This window comes from Ligaoa zhengdingensis (assembly GCF_014384885.1).
GTDB lineage: Bacteria > Bacillota > Clostridia > Oscillospirales > Ruminococcaceae > Ligaoa > Ligaoa zhengdingensis.
Window position 1 is genome coordinate 38,438 of the sequence record NZ_JACRST010000004.1, and the last position, 17,968, is coordinate 56,405.

Consider the following 17,968-nt stretch of genomic DNA (forward strand, 5'->3'; position numbering starts at 1 on the left):
GAACAGGCGGATGATCAGGTCGGACATGTCGTCCTTCTGGCTGACGCCAAGGCGTTGAAAGGATTGATATAGAATGCTGTGTTCTGCAAGTAGATGTTCCCGTATCCAAGTACCGAGTCCATAATGATAAGCGGTTAGGTTGGAATAGCTGCATTCCGCAAATTCCTCCATTGCCGCTCTATCAAACTGTGATTCGATGCAAAAAATACACTTTTTGATCTCCTGAAATAAAGGCATAGCGATCACCTCAACATCATTTTACTGCATTTGCTAACCACAAGCAAGCATTACTCTGCTAATTTTTGGCTAGCATAAAGGTGTGGGGTGATGGAGTTGGAGCATTACGAAAGATACTATAAACTGATCGGGGATAACATCGCGTTTTATCGGAAAAAGAAGCATCTGACGCAGGAAGGGCTCGCCCTCAAAGCGAACGTGTCGCGAACCCATATCAGCCACATCGAGGCGGAGCATGTGCACAAGGTTCCGTCGCTGGATATTCTGTTCCGCATCTGCGAGATTCTGTCGATTGAGCCGTATCAGCTGTTTATTGAACCCGAAAGGTGCCGCTAGGCATTTCATCTTGTCCCCGCGCCTGGCGGGGACTTTTTAATTTTATCATAGAAAAAGAAGCGGCCCGAGCGGATTCCGCCTGGACCGCTTTTGAACTGTAATATTTAGCCGGCGCGCCGTTGTAGCTTGGAAAGGGGCGTCACCACCGCTGCCGTGATGAGCGGGGTCACAATCGCCTCGGGGATGCCGTTGAACAGGATCGAGGCGCCGAGGAGCCCCCAGATCACCTGGCTGCCGTTGGCCTCGGCATAGGGCGTGGCGAAAAACAGCAGGATGCCCAGCAGCACCAGGATGGTGTTGGTGAGCGACCCGCACACGCCGGCCACCATTGCAGATTTGCTCACGCTGTGGGTTTTGGCCATCAGCTTTTGATACACCTTGCCCGAGACCACGCCGATGAGGATGCGCGGCCCAAAGCAGATGAGCAGGCTGCACACCGCATACCACGCCGCCAGCAACAGGTTGCCCTGCGCCAGATTGACGCTGTAAAAGGGGCTGAACACAAACGCGGTGGGGATGACGGGACTCCCCCCGTAGATGGTGAACCACAGCAGGCTGACAAAGCCGAACACGCCGCCCAGAAACGCGCCCGAGCGGGTGCCCAGCAGCAGCGCGCCGATCACCACCGGGATTTGCGCGAGCGTTGCCACAATCGGGCTGCCCGGCAAGGGGAAAGAACCCAGCGGGGTGAAGCCCATGATGAACAGGATGGCGGACAACAGCGCCAGCTGTACCAGGCGGGTTGTCCTTGCGGAACCGGTTGACATAAGTATTCCTCCTTGCTGCCGCTCCGTCACGGATGCGGCGCAAATAATATTTATCAGACGGGGTATCCCACGGCGGCGCTGGCGGTTCGGCTCGGATAAGCTCCGTCACCGACCGGGCGCACGGCGGGGGCCGCCCCGTTGATATCCGTTTTCAGGGGTCAGCTATTGCGGTTGTAGAGCGCAAGCAGGCCGTCGAGCAGCAGGTGGTCGTCGCGGATGATCTCGCACTCGCAGTAGGGGATGACCACCCCGGCCAGGCCGCCGCAGGCCACCACCGTGACCCCGCTGCCCAGCGCCGCCCGGTAGCGGCGCACCATGCCCTCGATCATGCTGGCTGCGCCGAGTATCACGCCGCTCTTCATGCAATCGATGGTGTTGGAGCCGATCGGGTGCTTCACCTCGTCGTCCAGATTGATCTGAGGGAGCTGCGCCGTGCAGTCGGCCAACGCCTTGAGTCCGATCATCACGCCGGGCATGATCGCGCCGCCCAAAAAACTGCGCTGCTCATCCACCACCGTGATCTTGGTGGCGGTGCCCAGGTCGATGATGACCACGGGCAGCGGGTACTTTTCCATCGCGCCAATCGCGGTGGAGAGCAGGTCAGCGCCCAGCCCGCCCGGGTTGTCGATGCGGATGTTGAGCCCGGTCTTGATGCCGGGGCCCACCATCAGGGTTTTCACCGGCTGCACGAGGCGCACCGCATGGCGCATCACCGGGGAGAGCGGGGGCACCACCGAGGAGATGATCGCCCCCTCGATGCTGTCCGGCGGGAAACCGTGCAGCCCCAGGATCTCCTTGAGCACCACCGCGTATTCAAACTCGGTGCGGGCCGCATCGGTGCTCACCCGCGCACAGAAGCGCAGCTCAGCGCCCTCGTAGCCGCCCACCACGATGTTGGTATTGCCGATATCAATGGCTAAAATCATCTTGTCTCATCCTTTGCTGCGGGTTGGGGCCGTCATTCGGCCGCAATCAGGAAATAGTAGACCGGCTGGCCTCCGGACAGCATGGTGAACTCCACATCCTCCGGCAGTTTCTGGCGCAGCGCCTCTTCCACCGCCTCGGCCTGTTCGGAGGTCACGTCGCAGCCGTAATACACCGTGACGAACGCGGTGTCCTTTTTGAGCAGGCTGCGGGTCAGCTTGGTCACCGCTTTGACAAGGTCGGTGGTGACAAACGCGAGCTTGCCGTTTTCCAGCGCGAGAATCTCGCCCTTTTTGATGTCGTGCCCGTCGAAGTCGGAATCGCGCGCGGCAAAGGTGACCGAGCCGGTGGAAACCCGCTCGTACGCCTCGGTCATGGCCATCTGGTTGTGCTCCGCGTCCGCGTCCGGGTCGAAGTTGAGCATGGCGGTCATGCCCTGGGGCACCGTGCGGGTTTGCAGCACAAACACCCGGCGGTCGGCCAGCTTGATCGCCTGCTCGGCCGCCATGATGATGTTTTTGTTGTTGGGCAGCACGAACACCGTCTTGGCCGGCGTCGCGTGGATGGCGGTGAGGATGTCCTCGGTGGAGGGGTTCATCGTCTGGCCGCCGCTCACCACATTGTCCACGCCCAGCTCCTTGAACAGGGTCTGCAAGCCCTCGCCGGCCGCCACCGCGACAAAGCCGTATTCGCGGTTCGGGTCCACCGGGACATATTCGGGCGCCTGGGCCTTCTTCTTGCGGCCCTGTTTTTTCTTTTCAAACTGGTCGCGCATGTTGTCGATCTTCAGGTTGATGAGGGAACCGAATTTGAGGCCCTCCTGCAGGGCGTTGCCGGGGTTGTCGGTGTGCACATGGCACTTGATGATTTCGTCGTCGTCCACCACCACTGCACTGTCACCGATCGATTCGAGGTAGGCGCGCAGCTTCAGGGAATCCTCCGCGCCCTCTTTCTTCACCACGATGAACTCGGTGCAGTATGTAAAGGTGATGTCCTCGCCCTCATACTCCGCCGCCGCGTCCCGGCTGTCCTCGTCCCAGGATACCGCGATTTTCTTTTCGGTCTGCGCCTTGCTTTCGATGATGGCCCCGTCCGCAAAGACGCTCATCATCCCTTCAAAGATGACGACTAGGCCCTGGCCGCCCGCGTCCACCACGCCGGCTTTTTTCAGCACCGGCAGCAGCTCCGGGGTTTTGGCGAGCGCGTCCTTCGCCGCGTCGATCACCTCGCCCCACACGAGCACCGGGTCGTTTTCCTTTTTGCACACCACCTTGGCGCGCTCAGCCGCCATGCGGGCCACCGTGAGGATGGTGCCCTCGGTCGGCTTCATTACTGCCTTGTACGCGGCCTCGACGCCCTTTTGCAGCGCCTGTGCGATGTCCGCGCCGTCCGCCTGCTTTTTGCCTGCCAGCCCCTTGGAGAAGCCGCGGAACAGCAGCGACAGGATGACGCCTGAGTTGCCGCGCGCGCCGCGCAGCAGGGCCGCGGCCGCTGTGTGCGACGCCTCGGCCACCGTGGTGTTGTCGTCCAATGTGGAGAGCTCGCGCGCCGCGGCCGTAATGGTCATGGACATGTTGGTGCCGGTATCGCCGTCCGGCACGGGAAACACGTTGAGCGCATCCACCGCCTGTTTTTGATTTTCAATGTGGTGCGCGGCGGAAATAAATGCGTCGCGCAGCTGGGCCCCTTCTATCACAAACATACACTCCTTGCTTTTGCTTACTCGGTTTTCATCGAATCCACATAGACGTTGACGCGCGCGACCTCCATGCCGGTCGCCTCTTCGACCGTGTAGCGCACCTTATTCACAATGCTTTTGACGATGGCGGAGATGTTCACCCCGTAGGTCACCACGATGTGCAGGTCCACCACCAGCCGTCCGTTGAGGATGCGCACCCGCACCCCTTGGTCGGGGGCCTCCTTCTTGGTGATGATCGAGCGGAGCCCCTGGGTGGCGTCGGTCACGGCCATGCCCGACACGCCGAAGCATTCGGACGCCGCGTGGCCCACCAGGTTTGCGAAATATTCCTGCGAGATGTTGGTTTCGCCCAGATGCGTTTCCAGTTTCACCATAATGATTCCTCCTTTTACGGCTCGCGCCGCGCTGTAGTTTCAGAACAAAACGGATGCGTCCGCATCACCAGTTTTCGATGTTATAAAAGATATCCTGCTCGGTGGCGAGACTTTCAAAGTACCAGCCGCGCGAGAACGAAACGGTGCCGCTGCGGTAGAGGATCGGCAGAAACGGCAGATTTCGGCCAAATTCCTGGACGAACTCCTCCATCCCCATGGCGCCGCTGCGGAAAGCGGCGTTGGCTGCCAGCAAGGTCTCGTTTTCCGTCACGCCGAACCCCAGCTTTTCGGCGGGGGAGAGCATCCGGCTGATATCCATGTTGTCGTAGAGCTTGACCTCCGCCAGATACAGGTCGAAATCCCACTTGGTCAGCGCGTTCTGGTAGTCCTCATATTTTTTCGAGTCGATCACCAGCTCGATGCCGAATTCGCGCAGGGTGCGCTGCAATTCGGTGGCGATCTGCAGGCGGCCGGAGTTCTCCGCGTTCACCAGCAGGCGCAGGGTGAAGCGCCCGCGCCCGGGGATCACATAGTAGCCCTCCGCGTCCTTGCGCTCGGCGCTGTAACCGAGCTGTTCCATCAGCAGGGCGGCCGCGGTGAGATCCTGCGGCTGCGTGAGGTCCAGCGCCTGCACCTCGATGAAATTGGGCTGGAACGGGGTGTAAGCGGGCAGTGCGCGCGCCGCATAGGCGCTCTCGGCCAGGCCCGCGCGGTCGAGGCACAGGTCCAGCACCTTGCGCATCCGCGCGTCGGCCAGCACCGCCTTGGTGCTGTTGACGCCCAGGTACACCAGGTTGTTGAGCGGGACCAGTTGGGTGCTGCTGCCGATTGTCGCGGTCTCGTTGTCCGCAAGGTCGGAATATACATAATTTATTGTACCAAGTTTCAGGCTATAAATCAATGTATCTTGATCCAATTGGTTGATTAATTCGATCGTTTTGATCCGGCCGCCGGTCCCGCCGTACCAGAGGGGGTTCTGTTCCAGGTGCAGGTTCTCGCCGCTGCCCGCCAGCACATACCGCCCGCTGCCCACACCCGGCCGCTCTTGCGCCACGATGGGGAAGGTGAGCAGGTTGGCGAACAGCCGGTCCGGGGTGTTCAGGGTGAACTGAACGGTGCGGCTGTCCACTGCCGCCACCTCCTTGACGTTGGAGAGCAGGCCGGAGTAGCTGTTGCCGGGGGCGAGCACCTGCTGCGCGGAATAGACCACGTCGTCCGCGGTGAGCGGGGCGCCGTCGCTGAAGGTGACGCCGCTGCGCACCGTGACGATGCATTGATCGCCGGTCATGCGGATCTCCTCGGCCAGCACCTTGTGCACCTCATAATTCTGGTCCAGCTTGACGAGCGGGTCGTACATCAGCGGAATCAGGTTGAGGTTCATGGTGCTGGATGCGCTGTAGGGCTCGAGTGGGTTAGCACTATTATATGCAATTTTTAACCTGTCAAACGCAGGCGCGGATTCTGTGGGCTCCTGCGGCTGCGACTGCTGCGGTTCGTCCTGCGAGGCGTTGGGCGGCTCCAGCGGCATACAGCCCGAGCAGAACAGTGCGGCAAGCGCCAGTAAAAGCGCTAAAAATCGTTTCATCATACGCATCCTCCGGTGGTGATGGAATCGGTTTGGTATCCTTTATTGTACCCCTTTTCCGGGCCAGCGGCAAGGGAGGCGCGCGCGCATTTACAATTCTGTCATAGAAAAGATGAAGACGCCCCCGCTGGCTGCGGGGACGTCTTCGCAAATGAGTTTGTTGCTAGCGTGGTTCCACGATCAGCTTGATCGCGGTGCGTTCCTCCATGTCGATGACGACATTGGCGAAAGCAGGGATACAGATGAGGTCGATTCCAGCAGGGGCGAGATAACCCCTTGCGATGGCGACCGCTTTGACCGCCTGGTTAGAGGCACCAGCGCCCACCGCCTGTACCTCAACTGCGCCCTTTTCACGGATTACCCCCGCAATCGCGCCTGTCACAGAATTTGGTACGGATTTTGCCGAAACTTTTAGTACTTCCATAGTTGTCTTCCCTCCTGCTTGCGCTGTTGGAAACACGCAAAGATTACCTCAGGTGGGAACCCGTCCGGCCCAGACAGAATGGAAATTCGACGCATCGCGCTCCGGATAACACGATGGCCGAATGGCCGTAAATGTTCTGATCCACCGTTCGGCGCGTATTTCCTGCTTTCTATCATACAGTATTTTCACATATTTATCAAGTATTTCGGCAAATAATCTGATTATTTTATCTCAATTCTTGTAATTTTAGTAGTTTTACCGCTTTTTTCGTCGATATCTGCAACAATTCCACAAAGATGGCAGGGGCCATCGGCGTTTTCAAAGCGGGTGGGAAGATGGGTGCTCAACCGGCGGATGGCGAGCTCGGGGCGCACCCCCAGCACCGATTCCGACGGCCCGCACATCCCGAGGTCGGTGATATAGCCCATGCCGCCCGGATAAATTCTCTCATCAGCGGTTTGTACATGGGTGTGCGTACCGAACAGCAGGCTCACCCGGCCGTCGAGGTAATAGCTGAGGGCCAGCTTTTCGCTGGTGGCCTCGGCGTGGAAATCCACAATTTTGATGCGCGCATCGATCGTGTCCAGCATCCGATCGATCCAGGCGAAGGGATTTTCAATGTTGTCCAGATAGACGGTGCCCTGTAAATTGATCACCGCCACCTGATAGGAGAGCATATCGTAGAGGTACCACCCGAAGCCGTGCGCCGAGGGGTGATAGTTGGCGGGCCGCAGCAGGCCGGTGTTCTGGTCGAGCAGGTCGTTGATCTCCCGCCTGCGCAGGCCGTGGTTGCCGGTGGTGATGACATCCGCGCCAGCGTCAAACAGCTGTTTGGCCGAGCTGGGCAGGATGCCGTTGCCCTCGGCGGAGTTTTCCCCGTTCACCACGCAGAAGTCGACGCCCTCCTCCTGCCGCAGGCGCGGCAGATGGCGGCGTACCATGTCGCAACCCGCCTGGCCGACCACGTCGCCCAAAGCTAAAACTCTCATAAGGTCGATCCTTTCCGCATTTAAATTTACGATATTTTTTTGCTTGGCCCCATCAAAAGGGTCGCAAAAAGGCCGTTTTCGATTATTATACCGTAAACGGCCTTTCGGGGAAAGAGGTAACGACTTTTTACAAAATCGTAACAAATTAATTGGTAATTCTCACCGCGAGCACAAATTGTTTTCACAAAGCGTGGGTACAATTAAGCTACACGAGCAGGGCCCGCTCGCAAAACTTTTATGGAGGAATCAACGATGAAAAAAATTCTCGCATGCGTGTTGGCTGTTGTGCTTGCCTTTGGCATGTGCACGGTGGCCTTTGCGGCGTCGGATGTCACTGCGATCGACGTGCTTTCCGGCACTGTTTACACCTATGACGACGACGACAAAGCGATGTATCTCGCGGATGCCGACGACCTTGACGCCAACACCACCTATTATATCCCGGTAGTTGATGTCACCAGCGGCACCGCAGCCGACATCACCAAACTTTCCGATCTCACCAACAACTATAAAATCCGTAATTCGATCTCCGACGGCTCCAGCTATATCTCTTCCAAACCCGCGTTTGTGATCAAGAGCGTCTCTGCGACATACGGTGACTATCACCCGGTCAGCGCCAGCAAGACAGCGTTTATCACCTTTACCACCGCAGATAAGTTCAATATGGAAGAGGTAGACCTCGATATGACCATCAAGGTTTATCCGGATGAAAGCAGCTACGACATCTCTCTGAACGGCGTTGCGCAGGTTGTCGGCACTTCGACTCCCGCTGAGATCGAAGAATTCACCAACAGCACCATCTGCTACCGTGAGACGGAGGCTTCCTCTTACTTCCTGGTTCCGTCCGGCGCGCCGATCGTCACCTTTGACGACATCGACGACGAGATCGAGATGGAGTTCGGCGACGACGATGAAGAGGTGGTCTTTATCGTGAATGCTACCAATCAAAAGGATCTGTTCCTGCGCTTGGATACCGAGGATGAAGCGCTGGAGGACAAATATCCCAACGCGGAGCTCGAAATCCGTTACTTCGCGGGCAACAACAAGACCTTCCGCAAGACCGGCGAGCTCACCATCCCCACCGATCTGGATGACGGCGACGAGCCTTATCTCTATGAAGTGGTCGATGGCAAACTCACCCTCTGCGAGGATGCTAAATATGACAGCAGCGACGAGGCGTTTGTCATCAAAACCAACAAGCTGGGCAACTACGTGATCTCCGACACCAAGCTGGTGGACGAGGACGCAGATGACAGCGATGAGGATGGCGACAGCACCGACAGCACCGATAGCAGCGGCGACGCTACCACCAACCCGGACACCGGCGCGAACGACTTTGTCGGCCTGGCGGTTGCCCTGGCGGTTGTTTCGGTCGCGGGCATCGCTGTAGCGAAAAAACGCTGATCGATTGACCGGTAACGCACGCAAATAAAAAACGGAGGCTACAAAGCCTCCGTTTTTTTGATCGTTTCGCAGAGCAAAACGATAGAAACGACACAGCGCCCGAACTGAATGCGCGAAAAAATAGCTGTGAAGCAACGAATTTTTATTCGCTTTCCTGCTCCAGGCTGTCGAATTCAGGCGTGTTGAAAAACTCGCCCAGCGTGATGCCCAGACCGTCGCAGAGCCTCTTGATGGTGACGATGCCGGGATTCATGCTCTTTTGATTCAACATACTGTACACCGTCATCGCGGGCATCCCTGAGATAGTGGCGAGCTTGTTGACGGCGATGCCCCTTTCCGCGCACAGCTCCAAAATTCGGTCAGCAACGGCCTGTTTTGTTTTCATGATGACACCACCCAAACAAAAAGATTCGTCAACACAAAAACGGAGGCCGCGCGCCCCCGTTTTTTATTCGTCGTTCCCGGCCGGTTCCGCCATATGCTCCAGCGCGTAATCGATACACTGGTTGATTAGGCCGTTCCGACTGAGATGATAGCGCTCCGCCAACCGGTCAATCTTCTCCAACTTCTCAAAATCAATGCGAACTGTAACGGGCTCTTTCTTGTATTGTTTTGGAATAAAGTTAGACATTGCACCTCACCTCTTGAAATATTGTGCTCTTTATTGTATTCTTTATCATGTTCATTTTATAGCTGCATATTTTGATACTATAATTAGCATTAAATAAAATATCGTGAGGTGAATTTCAAATGACCTGTTGCTTCACCGGCCATCGCGCTCTGCCGCCGGAGGAGATACCAGCCATCAAGAAGCGCCTGGAGGACGCGGTCGCGGATGTGATCGGGCGGGGCGCGGACACCTTCCTGGCGGGCGGCGCGCTCGGGTTCGATACCCTCGCCGCGCAAACCGTGCTTGCAATGCGCGCGCAGCATCCGCAGACCCGGCTCATCCTGGTTCTGCCCTGCCGCGACCAGGCAAAATTCTGGGGCCCGGCCGACCGGGAGGCTTACGAATGGGTGAAGGCGGGCGCGGACCGGGTGATCTATACCGCACAGACCTACCGCCGGGGCTGTATGCACCTGCGCAACCGTTATCTCGCCGAACACAGCGATTGCTGCATCTGCTATCTCACTCAGCCAGCGGGCGGCACGCGCTACACCGTGGCGGCCTGCCGGGCGCGCGGCTTGCCGGTGCTCAACCTGGCTTGAAGGCGCAAAAAAGGGGAGGAACCCAACGGGTTCCTCCCCTTGCTCTTCTACAGAAGCGCTGAGACTTATTTCAGCTCGACAGAAGCGCCCGCTTCCTCCAGCTTTTTCTTCATCTCGTCGGCGTCAGACTTGGAGACAGCCTCTTTGATGGTCTTGGGAGCGTTGTCAACCAGCTCTTTCGCCTCTTTCAGGCCCAGGCCGGTGATCTCCTTCACCAGTTTGATGACGCCCATCTTGGAAGCGCCCGCGCTGGTCAGAACCACGTCAAACTCGGTTTTCTCGTCAGCAGCCGGAGCAGCCGCAGCAGCAGCGCCAGCCATCATCACGGGAGCAGCAGCGGAAACGCCGAACTCCTCCTCGATCGCTTTGACCAGCTCGTTGAGCTCGAGAACGGTCAGAGCTTTGATATCTTCTACAAATTTCAGAATTTTCTCAGAAGCCATGTTAGCTTACCTCCTAAAATAATTTTTTTGCATCCCCACATTTAGATGCTCATGAGAAGAGAGCCGCAATTACGAGGGCTCGTTGGTGGGTTCCTCCGCAGCGGGTTCCGCAGCGGCAGGCTCGCCCGCTTTCTCGGCAATCGCATTGAGCGCGACAGCCAGACCGCGGATGTTGCCGTTGAGGGCGCTGAGCAACATGCAGAGCAGCTGCTCCTTGCCGGGCAGTTTGGAAAGCGCCATGACTTCATTGACATCCATGTACTTGCCGTCCATGAAGCCCGCTTTGATCTGGAATTTGCCTTTGGAATCCTCAGCAAATTTGCCCAGAATCTTTGCAGGTGCAACCACGTCGTCCGTGGAAATCGCCAGCGCGGTGGTGCCGTCGAGCACCGAGCAGATCTCAGAAAAGCTCGTGTCCTGAGCCGCAAAGCGCAGCAGAGTGTTTTTCACAACCTTGTATTCCACGCCCGCCTCGCGCAGCTCCTTGCGCAGCTTGGTGTCGTCTGCAACTGTGATGCCCTTGTAATCCACCAGGACACCCGCCGCAGCGCTGTCCAGCTTGCTGCGCAGCTCCGCTACAATTTCCTTTTTGCTTTGTAATACTTTCTCACTTGGCAAAATCGTTCACCTCCTGATCGACGAAATGAATCTATCCAATCATCCGTTTACCGAAATGATTCTATAGCACAAGGGCAGGGGAACAATCAAAAAGCGCCCCTTCCGCCAAAAGCGAAAAGAGCGCAACCGCAAACGCGCCGTCAGGCGCGATATCATCGATTACAAGTCTCTCCTCGGCAGGCGGTTTCCCGTTATGTCTTGCGACACCTGCTGTCTAAGGAATAAACAGCTTATTTATTATATGCGATTTGCGGCGGCTTGTCAAGCCCTTTTGAAAAATAACGTCACAGCCCCCGCCGGCTGAGCAGCAGCAGAATCTGGCTGTTCATCAGTTTTTTGCCCATCAGCTCGCGGAATTGGGCGGAGCTTGTCCGCCCGGCCGCGCGCAGCGGCGCCATTTTGCGCGAGAGCTCCTCCTGCGCGGCTTCCAGCTCCTCGCGCAGGTCCTCAAACTTTGCCAGGCGCTCCACCGCGTCCCCGGCGTAGCCGCCCTCCACGGGCCGCACGGCCTCGCGCGCCACGCGGTAAGCGCCGCTTTCGGTCTGTTCGGTCATCCGCATGGGCGGTTCCCCCTTTCGGTTAAAAATATTCCACCGTGACCTTTTTGCCGGTCTTTTCGATCTCGGCGGCCAGCTCCTTGATGAGGTTGAATTTGAGGCTCAGGGAGACGGGCATCCCCGGGTTCTGGTGCGCGGGATTGAGCGCGCGCCCCACCAGGAAGTGCACCTCGGTGCTGTCCTGAAGCAGCAGGCGGGTCAACTCGGACGCGCCGTCCTTCTTGTTGAGCGAGTACATGTCCCAACTGTCGCTGTCCGCCTCGTTCATATTCTTGATGATATCGAGGCATTTGCCCAGGGTGAGCACGCCCTCAGTCACCAGGTCGATGCCCGGGATGCGCGCGGTGGGCGGCACGGCGGGGTTTTCATAGTCGAGCAGCACCTCCAGCTCGCGCCCGGTGACGCGGCTGACGATCTGCGAGGTGGTGCCGCCGCACACCACCTTGAGCCCGCCGGAGTACATCAGCTTGTCCACCACGACCTTGTCCATGTTGGGGTCGCGGGGCGGGCCCACCATCACAAAGGCGGGGCGGTTGGGCTTGAGCTTGAGGGTGCACACGGTGGAGTCATCCCCCGGCTTGCCCATATACAGGGTGTTCACCGCGCCCAGCAGCTTGCGGCAGACCACCACCGGGGCCATATCGCTGGAGAAGTTTTCGGTGATGTACTTGACGATGTTGTCGTACTGCCAGCCGAGGTCGAGCAGCGCGCCCACCCCCGCGTGCACCACGCCGTCCGAAAAGGTGATAATGGTGTCGCCGTTCTCCGCGTAAAAGTCGCTGACAAACACCTTTTTACCGCCGATGTCGAGCTCGGTGCGCTCGATATCGGTGATGGTGTTGCCCTTAAAATAGATGAGGTTGGGGTTGTCGAACTCGGCGGTGCGCACGTGGCCGGTCTTGCCGACATTCACAATGGTGAAGGTGGAGTAGGCGATGCCGCGCTCGCTGCACACCGGCAGGGTGCTGGCGATCGTCTCCACCGCGTCGCTCAGCGAAGCGCCGCTGCTCATCATGGTGGCGATGATCTTGCTGGTGAGGGTGGAGAGGATGTTCGCCTTCACCCCGCTGCCCAGCCCGTCGGCCAGCACGGCCATAAAGCGCTTGTCGTTGCGCACAAATTCCACCTTGTCCCCGCACAGCTCCTCGCCGTAGTGGTTGAGGCTCTCGTAAGCGGCGTCTACAAACAGTTCCATAGCGCCCTCACTTTCTGTCCGCGGACTCCGGGCCCGCCATCGACTTCTTCAGGTTGGTGAGCGCCACCTTGGTCTCCGCGGTGGTCTCACCCAGCAGGCTTGCGATTTCCTGCGCCACCCGCATCTGCTTGTCGATGACCTGCTGCGCGGTGTCGATGGTGTGGGCGCGCAGCTGGGCCAGCTCCTCCTGGCGCTTCTCATCGTCCGAGATGTCCTTGACGAACACCAGGTACATGTTGTGCTCCTTGATGTAGATGAACGTCTCCTCGGCCGCATGGTCGTTGCGGAACAGCTTGCTGCGCCGGGTGACGATCTTGCCGGAATCCCGCGCCTCGTCGAAGGCGGTCTCGCCGTAGAACTCGGGGAGGGGCAGGCCGATGATATCCGCGCGCGCCGCGCCGAACATCTCCTCGGCGGAGGGGTTGAGCTCCTGCACCAGCAGGTCGTTGTCAAAGGCGATGATCGCGTTGGGGCTGTGCTCCATCACCATGTTGGAAAGGTTTTCGGCGCGGTCGCGGAAGAAGGGCAGGCACATGTTGATGTCCGCCTTGCCCTGGTAGACCGCCACCGCCTTGGCGCGGCAGGTGGGGTAGCCGCAGCTGCCGCAGTTGAGCTCCTGCTCAGGGGTGTATTTGCCAATGCGCGCCAGAATCTGGCGGATCTCCGCCTCGGAGGGCTCGGGCGCCTTGTCCGATCGGTTGGCGAACACCCGCGGGTGCGGGTACTGTGCGCTGGCGGAGAGCGCGGGACGCGCGTCGTGGGGGAGGGCCTCCCCGGATATCTTTTCTTCCAGCAGCATGGCGCGCTTGCCGCCCATGCGCATGATCGGGCCGCCCAGGCAGCCGCCCGCGCAGATGTTGGCCTCGACAAACACGTGGTCCAGCTCGCCGTTCTGGATCGCGTCGAACACCTCGATGCAGCGGAAGATGCCGTCCACCGCGATCGGGCGGTAATCGCCGTAGCGCTCCTTGGGGATGGTGGCCAGGATGCCGCGCGGCTTGGGGTACAGGCGGGCGACCGCGTTCCGCACGCCCACCGCCTCGTGGTCCTCCTGCTCCAGGCGCACCCCTTGCTCGGCCATCCACCGGTCGACCGACGAGAAGGTGAGCGCCACGTTCACCAGCCCGCCCGCGAGCGGGTCGGCTGCCTCGTCCTTCTTCGAGAGGCAGGGGCCGATGAACACCACCTTGATGTCGCCGTAGCTCTCGCGCATCAGGCGCGCGTGCGCCATCATTGGCGAGGAGACAGGCGACAGCATCTTGATGAGCTCAGGGTATTTGCGCTCGATCAGCATCACCACCGACGCACAGGCGGTGCCGATGATGTTCTTCATCGAGCCCTTTTCCATCAGCTCGGCGTACTCGCGGCTGGTCTCGGCCGCGCCGATCGCGGTTTCCTCCACGCCCGCAAAGCCCAGCTTTTTGAGCGCGGCGGACAGGACGCTGAAGTCGTCGGTGCCGTACCAGCCCTGCCAGGACGGCGCGACCGACGCATAGACCGGCTTGCCCAGGCGCAGCAGCGATTTCACCTCGTCCACGTCGTTGCGGATATATTTGGCGTTCTGCGGGCAGCTCTGCACGCAGATGCCGCACAGGATGCACTCCTTGTCGATGATCTTGGCGCGGCCGTCCTTGAAGGCGATCGCCTTGATGGGGCACTCGCGGATACATTTATAGCAGTTGCGGCAGTTGGTGGGGTTGAGTTCGATCACGCTCATCTCACGCGCCCTCCTTTGCAAGCGGATAGATTTTGTCGTAGAATACCTGTTCGGCGTTGGCAAAGCCGACGTTGTCCACCGCCTCGCCGTTCACCGTGATGGCGATGCCGTTGAGGCAGTGACCCATGCAGAACGCCGCCTTGAGCTTCACCACGTCCTCGAGGTCGTTGCGCTTAATCAGGTCGGTGAACGTCTTGATCACCTGGTAGGAGCCGCGCATATGGCAGGAGCTCCCCACGCACACGCTTACTTCAATCATGACTGTGCATCCTTTCCATCGGGGGCGCGCCCCGGTTTGTTGTTTCGCCGGCGTTCGCGGCGTTTCCCGCGAATCCACGATTTTATGATACCGTACTCGCCCGCGAAATTCAATAGAATCCCGCGATTTCTGGGTGGGTTCTGCGGCAAAAGAACAAAGTTTCGCAAATTTCGTTTGCCCTATTGCAAACCTTGGCTTTTCCCAGTATAATAAAAATAGTTACAAAGCAACTATTTTTTCGCGCATCCGGCCGCTTTGCCGGCTGGGCGGAGCCGCCACATGGGCATTTTTATAGCTCCGCTCTGTGAAGCTATAAAAAATAGAGAAAATCGCTCGGAGGGATCCCAGGAGGGTGGGAGACCGCCGCGCCCCGCAGCAGCACAGTGACGATATGGATAGGAATTCGATCTATTCTTTTTACAAAATTTTGACAAGCTGGCAGTCTGCGCATCGCCGGGAGCACGGGGCGTTTCAGGGGAACTTCACGGGCGTTGTTTTTTGTTTCCTCGCGGTGGGTCCGGCGGGCAAGGATGCCCATTTGCCAGTGTTCCAGGCAGCGACCCCCTTGCCCGTCCGGCCTCCGCTGGGGATATACCTCTGCCATAGCGCTAGCGCTGGGACGGAGGTTTTTTACTCTGTTTTTCTTCCCATCCCATTGTGGGAGAAATCACCAAAAGGCCCGAACCGCTTGGCAGGGGGCTTTTTTCTTTTTGTCCGGGGCAAAAACCGCTGGATCTGGTAGTTTCCAGAAAAATCGACGCTAAAAATTGTGCATTTATCAATTGACAAGGAATTGCGAAAAGGATATGATAGACAAGTACTCTTACGGACGAAACACAATATGTTGTGTATGCATTGCGTTTTCATATACAAATGTAGTAAAGAACAGGAGATAGCTCAGTGGAGGGAATGGCATGATCGCAAACATTGTCAAGCGCGACGGGCGCAGTGTGGAGTTCGACATCGAGAAGATCGCTACCGCCATCTACAAGGCGGCGCAGGCGCTGGGTGGGCGCGACCACGAGATGGCGCTGCGCATCGCCCAGGATGTGGCGGACTATCTGGAGAAGGACCAGAATTTGACGGAACCCACCGTGGAACAGATTCAGGACGCGGTGGAAAAGATTCTGATTGAGCAGGGGCACGCCCGCACGGCCAAGGAGTACATCCTTTACCGCGCCGAGCGCACCCGTGTGCGGGAGAGCAACACCCGCCTGATGAAGGTCTACGAGGACCTCACCTTTAAAGAGGCGTCGGACAACGACGTGAAGCGGGAAAACGCCAACATCGACGGCGACACCGCCATGGGCACCATGCTCAAATACGGCAGCGAGGGCGCGAAGCAGTTCTATGAGATGTTTGTGCTCAACCCCGCGCACGCCAAAGCCCATGCCGAGGGGGATATCCACATCCACGATCTGGACTTTCTCACCCTCACCACCACCTGCTGTCAGATCGACATTGAAAAGCTGTTCCGCGGCGGGTTTTCCACCGGACACGGCTTTTTGCGCGAACCCAACGACATCCAGAGCTATACGGCGCTGGCCTGTATCGCCATTCAGTCCAACCAGAACGACCAGCACGGCGGGCAGAGCATCCCGAATTTCGATTACGGCATGGCGCCCGGCGTGCGCAAGACCTACCGGCGGCAGTACCTCGCCAACCTGGGCAAGGTGATGGAGGTGCTCTGCGGTGTGGAAAATGGGCAGGAGGCCGCCAAGCAGCTCTGCAAACGAATCGAGCGGGAGCACGGGGCGTCCCCGGTGTTGGCTGACGACAACGGCTACCGCGACTTGGAAGCGCCGCTACTGGCGGAGCTGATCCCCGCCGAACAGGTGGAGCGGGTGCGCGAAACCGCGCGCCGCTACGCGCTCCAGGAGACCCGCCGTTCCACCTATCAGGCGATGGAGGCGCTGGTACATAACCTCAACACCATGCACTCCCGCGCGGGCGCGCAGATTCCGTTCTCCTCCATCAACTACGGCACCGATACCTCGCCCGAGGGGCGGCTGGTGATCGAGAGCGTGCTGCTCGCCACCGAGGCGGGCTTGGGCAACGGCGAGACGCCCATCTTCCCCATCCACATCTTCAAGGTGAAGGAGGGGATCAACTACAACGAGGGCGACCCCAACTACGACCTGTTCAAGCTGGCCTGCAAGGTGTCCGCCAAGCGGCTGTTCCCCAACTTTTCCTTTTTGGACGCGCCGTTCAACGCGCAGTATTACAAGCCCGGCGACCACAACACCGAGGCGGCTTATATGGGCTGCCGCACCCGCGTGATCGGAAACGCCTACGACCCCACCCGCGAGGTGGTGGGGGGGCGCGGCAACCTCAGCTTCACCTCCATCAACCTGCCCCGCATGGCCATCAAGGCCAAGGGGGATGTGGACCTCTTCTTTGAGGATCTCGACCGCAAGATCGGCCTTGTGATCGATCAGCTGATGGAGCGCTATCAAATCCAGGCCGCCAAGAAGGTGAAGAACTACCCCTTCCTGATGGGTCAGGGCATCTGGCTGGATTCCGACAAGCTCGGCCCCGAGGATACGGTGGGGGAGGTGCTCAAGCACGGCACCCTCACGCTGGGCTTTATCGGCCTCGCCGAGTGCCTCAAGGCGCTGATCGGCAAGCACCACGGCGAGAGTGCCGAGGCGCAGAACCTGGGCCTCGACATTGTGGGCTATATGCGCAAGCGCATGGATGAGGAGACCCGCCGCACCGGCTTCAACTTCTCGCTGATCGCCACCCCGGCGGAGGGCCTTTCCGGCCGGTTTGTCCGCATGGACCGCGAGCGCTACGGCGCGATCCCGGGCGTGACCGACCGCGAATACTACACCAACTCGTTCCATATCCCGGTGTATTTCAACATTTCGGCCTTCGATAAGATCCGCCTCGAGGCGCCCTACCACGCGTTAACCAACGGCGGGCACATCACCTATGTCGAGCTGGACGGCGACCCCTGCAAAAACCTGGATGCGTTTGAGCGGGTGGTGCGCTGCATGAAGGAGTGCGGCGTCGGCTACGGTTCGATCAACCACCCGGTGGACCGCGACCCGGTCTGCGGCTACACCGGCATCATCGACGACGTATGCCCGCGCTGCGGCCGCCGCGAGGGCGAGCCGGTGAGCGTGGAAACCCTGCGCCGCCTGGGCGTGTGGCGCGGCGGGGCGGACACCTGCGGCTACTGCGGCGATATCAACGAGGAGCGCGACCGCACCGTCAATCCCATGTGAC

19 protein-coding genes, 1 pseudogene and 1 other annotated feature are annotated in these 17,968 nt (G+C 59.0%); of the genes and pseudogenes, 4 read left to right on the top strand and 16 right to left on the bottom strand.

Annotation, left to right across the window (positions count from 1 at the left end; translation table 11 throughout):
* Positions 1–9 precede the first annotated feature (9 nt).
* Positions 10–237: pseudogene (locus tag H8711_RS14330) on the bottom strand (DUF6794 domain-containing protein); the annotation flags it as partial.
* A gap of 90 nt (positions 238–327) precedes the next feature.
* Here H8711_RS14330 and H8711_RS04295 point away from each other — a divergent pair.
* Positions 328–573, top strand: coding sequence for a helix-turn-helix domain-containing protein (locus H8711_RS04295; RefSeq protein WP_249282308.1), 246 nt, complete (start codon positions 328–330; stop codon positions 571–573).
* A 104-nt stretch (positions 574–677) separates the two neighbouring features.
* Here the strand turns inward: H8711_RS04295 and H8711_RS04300 are convergent, their stop codons facing one another.
* The 7 genes from H8711_RS04300 to H8711_RS04330 form a co-directional block, all read right to left on the bottom strand.
* Complete coding sequence (locus H8711_RS04300; RefSeq protein WP_249282309.1) at positions 678–1,340, bottom strand: ECF transporter S component; 663 nt, start codon at positions 1,338–1,340, stop codon at positions 678–680.
* A gap of 158 nt (positions 1,341–1,498) precedes the next feature.
* Positions 1,499–2,266 (bottom strand): type III pantothenate kinase, encoded by a 768-nt coding sequence (locus tag H8711_RS04305; RefSeq protein ID WP_249282310.1) that lies wholly within the window; start codon positions 2,264–2,266, stop codon positions 1,499–1,501.
* A 32-nt stretch (positions 2,267–2,298) separates the two neighbouring features.
* Positions 2,299–3,960 carry a DAK2 domain-containing protein gene (locus tag H8711_RS04310; protein ID WP_249282311.1) on the bottom strand — a complete coding sequence of 554 codons (1,662 nt, stop codon included), beginning with the start codon at positions 3,958–3,960 and terminating at the stop codon, positions 2,299–2,301.
* A 23-nt stretch (positions 3,961–3,983) separates the two neighbouring features.
* On the bottom strand, positions 3,984–4,337 hold the full coding sequence (locus tag H8711_RS04315) for an Asp23/Gls24 family envelope stress response protein (protein WP_249282312.1): 354 nt from the start codon (positions 4,335–4,337) through the stop codon (positions 3,984–3,986).
* Between the two features lie 64 nt (positions 4,338–4,401).
* Entirely contained in the window at positions 4,402–5,925 is a 1,524-nt protein-coding gene (locus H8711_RS04320; protein WP_249282313.1) for an ABC transporter substrate-binding protein, read from the bottom strand.
* A 160-nt stretch (positions 5,926–6,085) separates the two neighbouring features.
* On the bottom strand, positions 6,086–6,346 hold the full coding sequence (locus H8711_RS04325; RefSeq protein WP_249282314.1) for a stage V sporulation protein S: 261 nt from the start codon (positions 6,344–6,346) through the stop codon (positions 6,086–6,088).
* 221 nt (positions 6,347–6,567) lie between these two features.
* Complete coding sequence (locus H8711_RS04330; protein ID WP_249282315.1) at positions 6,568–7,335, bottom strand: TIGR00282 family metallophosphoesterase; 768 nt, start codon at positions 7,333–7,335, stop codon at positions 6,568–6,570.
* Positions 7,336–7,587: 252 nt separating this feature from the next.
* Here H8711_RS04330 and H8711_RS04335 point away from each other — a divergent pair, with 252 nt between their 5' ends.
* The gene (locus H8711_RS04335; RefSeq protein WP_249282316.1) at positions 7,588–8,739 is read left to right on the top strand and encodes a hypothetical protein; all 1,152 of its coding nucleotides are present in this window, start codon (positions 7,588–7,590) and stop codon (positions 8,737–8,739) included.
* A gap of 142 nt (positions 8,740–8,881) precedes the next feature.
* Here H8711_RS04335 and H8711_RS04340 read toward each other — a convergent pair whose 3' ends face one another.
* Positions 8,882–9,124 (bottom strand): helix-turn-helix domain-containing protein, encoded by a 243-nt coding sequence (locus H8711_RS04340; protein WP_249282317.1) that lies wholly within the window; start codon positions 9,122–9,124, stop codon positions 8,882–8,884.
* A gap of 63 nt (positions 9,125–9,187) precedes the next feature.
* Positions 9,188–9,370, bottom strand: a complete 183-nt coding sequence (locus tag H8711_RS04345; protein WP_249282318.1) for a CopG family ribbon-helix-helix protein — start codon at positions 9,368–9,370, stop codon at positions 9,188–9,190.
* A gap of 119 nt (positions 9,371–9,489) precedes the next feature.
* On the opposite strand from H8711_RS04345, the gene H8711_RS04350 reads away from it, so the two are divergent.
* Positions 9,490–9,948 (top strand): SLOG family protein, encoded by a 459-nt coding sequence (locus H8711_RS04350; RefSeq protein ID WP_249282319.1) that lies wholly within the window; start codon positions 9,490–9,492, stop codon positions 9,946–9,948.
* Positions 9,949–10,013: 65 nt separating this feature from the next.
* On the opposite strand, the gene rplL is transcribed toward H8711_RS04350, so the two are convergent.
* The 6 genes from rplL to H8711_RS04380 all read right to left on the bottom strand — a co-directional run bounded on the left by rplL (position 10,014) and on the right by H8711_RS04380 (position 14,737).
* Complete coding sequence (rplL, locus tag H8711_RS04355) at positions 10,014–10,391, bottom strand: 50S ribosomal protein L7/L12 (protein WP_249282320.1); 378 nt, start codon at positions 10,389–10,391, stop codon at positions 10,014–10,016.
* 69 nt (positions 10,392–10,460) lie between these two features.
* Positions 10,461–11,009, bottom strand: coding sequence for a 50S ribosomal protein L10 (gene rplJ / locus H8711_RS04360; protein ID WP_249282321.1), 549 nt, complete (start codon positions 11,007–11,009; stop codon positions 10,461–10,463).
* Between the two features lie 78 nt (positions 11,010–11,087).
* Positions 11,088–11,247, bottom strand: a sequence feature (ribosomal protein L10 leader region).
* Between the two features lie 46 nt (positions 11,248–11,293).
* Entirely contained in the window at positions 11,294–11,569 is a 276-nt protein-coding gene (locus tag H8711_RS04365; RefSeq protein ID WP_249282322.1) for a hypothetical protein, read from the bottom strand.
* Between the two features lie 19 nt (positions 11,570–11,588).
* Positions 11,589–12,761, bottom strand: coding sequence for a SpoIIE family protein phosphatase (locus tag H8711_RS04370; RefSeq protein ID WP_249282323.1), 1,173 nt, complete (start codon positions 12,759–12,761; stop codon positions 11,589–11,591).
* 7 nt (positions 12,762–12,768) lie between these two features.
* Positions 12,769–14,478, bottom strand: a complete 1,710-nt coding sequence (locus H8711_RS04375) for a [Fe-Fe] hydrogenase large subunit C-terminal domain-containing protein (RefSeq protein ID WP_249282324.1) — start codon at positions 14,476–14,478, stop codon at positions 12,769–12,771.
* A gap of 1 nt (position 14,479) precedes the next feature.
* Positions 14,480–14,737, bottom strand: a complete 258-nt coding sequence (locus tag H8711_RS04380) for a (2Fe-2S) ferredoxin domain-containing protein (RefSeq protein WP_249282325.1) — start codon at positions 14,735–14,737, stop codon at positions 14,480–14,482.
* 914 nt (positions 14,738–15,651) lie between these two features.
* Here H8711_RS04380 and H8711_RS04385 point away from each other — a divergent pair.
* Positions 15,652–17,967: an anaerobic ribonucleoside triphosphate reductase gene (locus H8711_RS04385; RefSeq protein ID WP_249282326.1), complete on the top strand. Its 2,316-nt coding sequence runs from the start codon at positions 15,652–15,654 to the stop codon at positions 17,965–17,967.
* The last annotated feature ends 1 nt before the right edge of the window (position 17,968 follow it).